The organism is Pseudomonas sp. NBRC 111138 (assembly GCF_001320835.1).
In the GTDB taxonomy this organism is placed as follows: Bacteria; Pseudomonadota; Gammaproteobacteria; order Pseudomonadales; family Pseudomonadaceae; genus Aquipseudomonas; species Aquipseudomonas paracarnis.
Map to the genome: position 1 here is coordinate 1 of NZ_BCBO01000190.1, position 2,020 is coordinate 2,020.

Annotated in this window: 1 protein-coding gene and 1 pseudogene; both read left to right on the plus strand. The window is 52.1% G+C overall.

Annotation, left to right across the window (positions count from 1 at the left end):
• The coding region (locus tag APH41_RS27655) for an RHS repeat-associated core domain-containing protein (protein WP_305728904.1) at window positions 1–1,354 on the plus strand (1,354 nt) is incomplete at its 5' end.
• Between the two features lie 96 nt (window positions 1,355–1,450).
• Window positions 1,451–2,020: pseudogene (locus APH41_RS27660) on the plus strand (hypothetical protein); the annotation flags it as partial.

Genomic DNA, 2,020 nt, shown 5'->3' on the forward strand with positions numbered 1-2,020 from the left:
AGCACAAACCAACGCCCGCACGGTGATCAGCGAGACGTGCTATTTACCCGGTCTGGAAACCCGCACGATTGATGACGAAAAACTGTATGTCGTCACCGTCCAGGCCGGCCGCACCACGGTGCAGGTGTTGCACTGGGAGGGCGCGGTGCCGCGTCAACTGGCCAATGATCAATACCGCTACAACCTGAACGATCATTTGGGGTCCTGCTCGCTGGAGCTGGACAGTGAAGCGCGGATCATCAGCCGCGAGACTTATCATCCGTTTGGCAGTACGGCGTTCACTGAGAGGGGAGACTCGAGCGAGCAGAGTTATCGCACGTTGCGTTATTCGGGTAAGGAGCGGGATGCGACCGGCCTTTATTATTACGGTCTGCGCTATTACATGCCCAGGTTTCAGCGCTGGATTAACCCGGACCCCGTGGGCGTCAGTGATGGTTTAAATGTATTCGCCTTTCTAGGCGGTAATCCCATTGGTTATCGAGACGCTGTGGGTGAGAAGCGCGAGCCGGTGAATAAAGATATCCACTTGATATGGGTGGGCGAGTCAGCGGAAGCGTTGGCGGCGCATGTCAGCAATATTAATAATACTGTCGAGCAGGCGAGCGGGTATAAAGTTCATCTTTATCTTGAGTCAGGTAACGAGGATGCATTTGCGAATGTCCTACAGGATCTTAAAGTTCATAATGTTGTCTATTTGAGAGAGGAGAAGCTCTTCAGGAAATTCAAAAAAAGTCCAGTGGGGGCTATTTATAAAGACTTCAGGTCGGGAGATCCAAAAAACTTTGCGTTTGCGGTGGATACGCTACGGCCCTATTTGGTTCGCAAGAAAGGAGGGCTCTACTCCGATGTCGATGACCAGTATCTCGGTGCTGAGAGTGAAGGGCACGAGCGCCTGGGCGATACGACGCTTTATGCAAGACCCGACGAAATAATCACAAACTCACCTGTTCGGGTGCCTTGGGAAAATAGGGGCTCCAGAAATGCGGTGCTGATAAACAATAGCTCGTTTGCGGCGCATGCTGGAAACAAAACACTGAAGCATATCGAGAAAGAAATGGTCGTGCGTTATAAAGAAGTTGTTAAGTCTGAAGAGTATACGGATGGTCACGGTCGCATCGGAGCCGGGATACTCGAGTTGGAAACACCTGAGCGAATAAAGTTAATGAGTTCGATGGTAGGTCCAAAGGTGTTTAGCTCGATCATAAGAGAATATGATAGTGAGGCTAATGATATCGTTCGTCAGGCTATATTGGTCGAGTCGGGAGGCGACGTTCAGGGCTTTAATGATCGTAGAAATGAAAAGATGCCGCTTAGACGCTTCATTAAGGTAGGTAGTGCAAACTCTTGGAAATAAAATCCCCATGAGCGCTATTAACCACGAACTTCGAACGGAGATGGCCGGTGTGAAATGAATTTTATGTCGGCAATCCTCAAGTAGAGAGACTCAGCCATGCTCAGCTTGAATAGCCATACCCCCACATTGACTGTTACCGATCCGAGAAGTCTACCCGTTCGCTCGGTGAAGTATTTACGATCGACTGCCGGCCAAGCGGCACAGGCACACATCGACCGCACTGCGCATGACGCGGTAGGCAGAGCGACAGCGCGCTGGGACCCGCGTCTGCAGTCGGTGCAAAAAGACGACCCGCAGGTGCCTGCCAACCTGAATATCCTTCACTCGCTTGGCGGCCAAGTATTGTTGATTCAAAGCGTCGATGCGGGTTGGGATGTTCAACTGTTCGGTGAGGCTGGGCAGGGTGTGCAGTTCTGGAATGGGCGCGGTAGTCAACGCCGCGTAGTATTCGATGCGCTACTGCGACCTGTGGCGATTATTGAAAATTCAGCCTGCACCGAGCGCTTTGCATACGGGATGGCTGAGCCGACTGCGGCTGAACGTAATCAATGTGGGCGGGTGGTGCGCCAAGATGACCCGGCCGGTACTCGTCATTTCGACTACTACGGGGTAGGTGGCGAGCCGATAGCGCAAACCCAGCGTTATCTGCAAAGCCTGGATATGCCT